The sequence below is a fragment of the Streptomyces specialis genome (assembly GCF_001493375.1).
Lineage (GTDB): Bacteria > Actinomycetota > Actinomycetes > Streptomycetales > Streptomycetaceae > Streptomyces > Streptomyces specialis.
Genome location: NZ_LN929793.1, coordinates 1 through 5,233, shown reverse-complemented (window position 1 = coordinate 5,233; position 5,233 = coordinate 1). Strand labels below are relative to the sequence as shown.

General features: G+C 70.1%; 5 protein-coding genes. 2 read left to right on the top strand and 3 right to left on the bottom strand.

What is annotated here, in order from left to right; translation table 11 throughout:
• Window positions 1-516 precede the first annotated feature (516 nt).
• The gene (locus tag BN2279_RS07205; RefSeq protein WP_059007622.1) at window positions 517-999 is read right to left on the bottom strand and encodes a CarD family transcriptional regulator; all 483 of its coding nucleotides are present in this window, start codon (window positions 997-999) and stop codon (window positions 517-519) included.
• Between the two features lie 431 nt (window positions 1,000-1,430).
• Between BN2279_RS07205 and BN2279_RS07200 the strand changes: the two genes are divergently transcribed.
• The gene (locus tag BN2279_RS07200; protein ID WP_059007620.1) at window positions 1,431-2,153 is read left to right on the top strand and encodes a hypothetical protein; all 723 of its coding nucleotides are present in this window, start codon (window positions 1,431-1,433) and stop codon (window positions 2,151-2,153) included.
• Window positions 2,154-2,231: 78 nt separating this feature from the next.
• Here the strand turns inward: BN2279_RS07200 and BN2279_RS07195 are convergent, their stop codons facing one another.
• Window positions 2,232-2,912, bottom strand: coding sequence for a two-component system response regulator PhoP (locus BN2279_RS07195; RefSeq protein WP_049563925.1), 681 nt, complete (start codon window positions 2,910-2,912; stop codon window positions 2,232-2,234).
• Window positions 2,909-4,225, bottom strand: coding sequence for a two-component system sensor histidine kinase PhoR (locus tag BN2279_RS07190; protein ID WP_059007619.1), 1,317 nt, complete (start codon window positions 4,223-4,225; stop codon window positions 2,909-2,911). The genes BN2279_RS07195 and BN2279_RS07190 overlap by 4 nt, the downstream gene beginning before the upstream one ends.
• Before the next feature lie 178 nt (window positions 4,226-4,403).
• Between BN2279_RS07190 and phoU the strand changes: the two genes are divergently transcribed.
• Window positions 4,404-5,078, top strand: coding sequence for a phosphate signaling complex protein PhoU (gene phoU / locus BN2279_RS07185; RefSeq protein WP_059007617.1), 675 nt, complete (start codon window positions 4,404-4,406; stop codon window positions 5,076-5,078).
• Window positions 5,079-5,233: the final 155 nt, after the last annotated feature.

Here is a 5,233-nt window from a genome sequence, read left to right as displayed (position 1 = left end):
ACACTGCGGTGCGGTTTTTTTCTCCACGCAGAAGCCGGCATCCGAGTTTCCTGCCTGTCTCGTGGGCCCGGAGATGTGTAGAAGAGCCGGCCCCCCCCCCCGCCTGCCGCGCACCGCCGCCGTCATCCCCGCCGCGGGCGGGCGCGGGAGGGTGTGGTGTCTGTCATTTGGCGAGGGGTGCAGGTTTGTTCGCGGGGCGGTAATGGGTATGGCCTGAGCGTGCCGGGGACCACACGATCGGACCCTTCCGTGACAGGCCGGTCGAGCGAGCTTCACGGTCCCGGCGCGTTTCGACGATCGATCCGTACATGCCACAGCGCCCGCGCGGCATATGGGGAAATGCCTTCGGGCGCTGCGGCACGTGTCGCACGCTGAGAATTCCGGTGTCCCCGCTGTTCCCGACGGAATTCGGTGGACCGGGAATGCTCGTCTCCGGGAGAATGGGCGGGCCCGCGGACGGTGGCGGGACTCCGGCGTACGAGGGACTGATGTGGGGGGAGTGGAGTCTGGGAAGACTTAAGAGGCGAGAACCTCGTCCAGAAGGGACTCGGCCTTGTCCTCGTTGGTGGATTCCGCGAGAGCGAGCTCGCTGACGAGAATCTGGCGCGCCTTGGCGAGCATGCGCTTCTCACCGGCGGACAGTCCGCGCTCGCGCTCCCGGCGCCACAGGTCGCGCACGACCTCGGCCACCTTGATCACGTCGCCGGACGCCAGCTTCTCAAGATTCGCCTTGTAGCGGCGGGACCAGTTGGTGGGCTCTTCGGCATACGGCGCGCGCAGCACCTCGAAGACCCGGTCCAGTCCGTCCTGCCCGACCACGTCGCGCACGCCGACCAGCTCGGCGTTTTCCGCCGGCACGCGCACTTCGAGGTCGCCCTGGGCGACCTTCAGCACCAAGTAGAGCTTGTCCACACCTTTGATCTGGCGGGTTTCGATGGCCTCGATCAGCGCGGCCCCGTGATGGGGATAGACCACGGTGTCGCCAACCTTGAACGTCATGTGACAGGTACCCCTTCCGTGGCTCTCCATGCTAACACGGGAAGACGTCCCATTGAATGACGTTTTCGCAGGTCAGACCGCATCTCGGGGGTTGACAAGGGCGCCTTTGACATGCTTCGGGAAGTGCGGGACACCGGGTAACCGCAGGTGAGAGCGGGGTTGAGCGGGCACGGAAGTGGGCCGATCCAGGCGCGACCGGGCAGAAAAAGGTTCAGGCGATCGGCAAAAGTTGTCCGGTTTGTCCCGGTTGGCGGAAAGGCTTCGGCCAACCGTCCGCGTCCCGAAGAATTGATCATAGGCCGATCCCTTGATCGTCATTCCGTTCGGGTGCTTCGCGGGTCCGTCGCCGGGGCGGGTGCGGGGCCGGAAAGCGGGGTCGGTACCCTGTGGCGCGAGAGATCATCCCGACCCTCCGAGGAGATACCGCCGCCGTGAGCAGCAGCCTTCGACGCGGCCCGGCCGCCGCGTTCTTCGCGTTCTCGATCGCCGCGCTGACGGCCTGCGGAGCCGGGAACGGGGCCGAGACCGGCAATATCCGCCCGGACAACGCCGCCGCGCAGGTGGACGAAATCAAGGTCCAGAACGTCAACGTCGTCCTGCCCGAGTCCGGTGACGGTCCGGGCGCGATCAGCGCGCGGCTGTTCAACGAGGGCACCGAGGACCAGACGCTGGAGTCGGTCACGCTGCCCGACTCCGGCGGGCGGGTCGAGCTGGTCCCGGCCGACGGCGAGGACGCCGTCGTGGGGCCGGCCGGCGGATCGGTCGCCCTGGGCTCGGGCGACGGCCACGCGGCGGCGTACATCGAGGACCCGGCGGCCACGGACGTGGCGCTGGGCAACGCGCAGCACGTCGTCTTCACGCTGAGCGAGACCGGTGAGATCGGGCTCTTCGCCCGGGTCGTCCCGGACACCGGCGTCTACGAGGGCGAGTGGGGCCCGTCGCCCGCCGCGACGCCGGACCCGACGGCCTCGGCGGACGTGGAGGACACCCCCGACCCGGACGTGACCGACGAGGCCGACAACGAGGCGGCCGGCGACGAGGCCACGGACGGGGCCGCCGACGAGGCGACGGACGAGGCGACCGGTGAGGACGCCGACGACGCCGGCGAGGGCGTCACCGACGAGGACACCGAAGGGCTCGACGCCGGGCACTGACCCGGCCGTCGCGCTTCTGGCGCGGCAGGGGGGCGGCCCCCGGCCGGGGTCCCGCCCCCCTGCCGCGCCGTCGGCGTCCTACGGCTCGAACTTGTAGCCGAGCCCGCGCACCGTGACCAGGTAGCGCGGGGCTCCCGGGTCGGGCTCGATCTTGGCGCGCAGCCGCTTCACGTGCACGTCCAGCGTCTTGGTGTCGCCCACGTAGTCGGCGCCCCAGACCCGGTCGATGAGCTGCATCCGCGTCAGGACCCGGCCGGCGTTGCGCAGCAGCATCGCCAGCAGGTCGAACTCCTTCAGCGGCAGGTCCACCTTGCGGCCGGAGACGGTGACCACGTGCCGGTCCACGTCCATCCGCACCGGCCCCGCCTCCAGGGCCGCCGGGCTCTCCTCCTCCGACTCCCCGCGCCGCCGGAGGACCGCGCGGATGCGGGCCACCAGCTCTCGTGAGGAGAACGGCTTGGTGACGTAGTCGTCGGCCCCTATTTCCAGGCCGACCACCTTGTCGATCTCGCTGTCCTTGGCGGTCACCATGATGACCGGCACGTTGGAGCGGCCCCGGAGCTGGCGGCAGACCTCGGTGCCGGGCAGGCCCGGCAGCATGAGGTCGAGCAGCACCAGATCGGCGCCGTTGCGCTCGAATTCGTCCAGCCCCTCGGGGCCCGTGGCCGCGGTGGCGACCTCGAAGCCCTCCTTGCGGAGCATGTACGACAGAGCGTCGCTGAAAGACTCCTCGTCCTCGACGACGAGCACTCGGGTCACGGGAGGACCTCCCGGGCAGGATCGTTGGTGCGGGTGGGCTGTGGCCGGTGCCCCGGAACGGCGTCGGTCTCGGCGCCGTCGGGAAACTCGGCCGGTTCATGCAGGGTGCCACCGAGTCCGTCCCGTTTCCTGCGGACGGACGAGTGGCGTTCCTGCGCGTTGCCCGGTTCGGGCAGCCGCAGGGTGAACGTGGAGCCCTGGCCTTCGGCGCTCCACACCATGACCTCCCCGCCGTGCGAGGCGGCCACGTGCTTGACGATCGCCAGCCCGAGGCCGGTGCCCCCGGTGGCGCGGGAACGGGCGGGATCGACGCGGTAGAACCGTTCGAAGATCCGCTCCCGGTCGGTCTCGGGGATGCCGATGCCCTGATCCGTCACGGCGATCTCGACGAGGTCCCCGCCCGGGGTGGGGACCCGCGCGCCGGCGATGGCGACCCGGGTGTGCGGCGGGCTGTAGTTCACCGCGTTCTCGACAAGGTTGCCGAGGGCGGCGGCCAACTGGCTGCGGTTCCCCCACACGGACAGCTCCTCGGTGCCGCCGGAGGCGATGGTGATCTGCTTGTTGCCCGCCTGCTGGCGGCAGCGGTCCATGGCCTCGACGACCAGCTCCTCGACCGGCACCAGCTCGGCCTGGGTGAGCATGTCGTTGTCCTGCACCCGGGAGAGGTCGATCAGCTCCTGGATGAGGTTGGTCAGCCGGGTGGCCTCGTTCTGCATGCGGCCGGCGAAGCGGGTGACGGCCACCGGATCGTCGGCCGCGTCGAGGACGGCCTCGGAGAGCAGGGAGAGCGCGCCCGCCGGGGTCTTCAGCTCGTGGCTGACGTTGGCCACGAAGTCACGGCGGACCGCCTCGATGCGGCGGGCCTCGGTGAGGTCCTCCACCAGCAGCAGCACCAGCCGGGAGCCCAGCGGCGCGGAGCGGGCGGAGACGGCCAGCACGTCGGGCCGGCCCAGGCCCCGGCCGCGCCGGGGCAGGTCCAGCTCGGTCTCCCGTATCTCGCCGTCGCGCCGGGTGTCCCTGACCATCGCCACCATCGGCTCCACGGCCAGCCGGCCGCCCCTGACCAGGCCCAGCGCGTACGCGGCCGAGCTGGCCTTGACGACGTCGTCGCGTTCGTCGAGCACCACGGCCGAGGAGCGCAGCACGGACAGCACCGTGTCGACGCCGGGCGGAAGGACGGCGTCGGACGCGTGGCCGGTGCGCAGCGGACGCGTACGCTCGCGCTCGCTCAGACGGAATGCCAGCATGGCGATGGCGCCGGTGCACATCCCGGCTATCGCCGCCACGGCGGCGACTGCCGCGTTCACGTCCATATTCTTCAGGTTATGCGGCCTGTGCCCCGAGGACAGAGGTGACCGGAGATGCTCGTCCCGGCGCCCGCGAGAGTTCACCTTGCCGACAGCGATGATTCACTTGACGGGGCGGAGGCGGCTGCTTTGCGGACAGAGCTTATGGACGACACGAACGGCCGGCAGGTGAGGAAGGACAGTCATGCGTGACGCATACCACGAGGAACTGGACGCGATCAGCGACAATCTGGTGGAAATGGCCAGGTTCGTCGGCTCCGCGATCGGCCGGGCGACGACGGCGATGCTCGACGCCGACCTGAAGCTCGCGGAGAGCGTGATAGCCGCCGACGACAAGGTCGACGACATGCAGCGCGACCTGGAGAACGCGGCGGTCGCGCTGCTGGCGCGGCAGCAGCCGGTCGCCACGGACCTGCGGATCGTCGTGATGTCGCTGCGGATGAGCGCCGACCTGGAGCGCTGTGGTGACCTGGCGCAGCATGTCGCGAAGGTGGCCAGACTGCGTTTCCCGGACTCGGCGGTGCCGCGCGACCTGGCGGCCACCATCCTGGAGATGGGGCAGTTGGCGCAGCGGCTGATGGCGAAGGCCACGGAGGTGCTGCTGACGAAGGACGTCGAGCTGGCGATGCAGCTCGAACAGGACGACGACGAGATGGACTCGCTGCACCGGACGCTCTTCAGCCACCTGCTGGACGACCGGTGGAACCACGGCATCGAGACGGCCGTCGACGTGACGCTGCTGGGCCGCTACTACGAGCGGTTCGCCGACCACGCGGTGTCGATCGCCCGCCGGGTGGTGTATCTGGTGACGGGCGAGCACGCGGACGAGTTCACCCCGGAGCCCGAGGCGACCGTCTGACGGGTGCGCCCCCGGGCCGCCGGTCCGTGCTCCCGCGCGCCTGTTCTGCGCTGGTTGACGCTTGTCCCGGCGTGGTCCTCCATGGTCAGCGGTACATCCGCTCGTCGAGGAGGATTTCATGGCTGCCTCACCCGCCTCTCCCGCCCCGATATCCG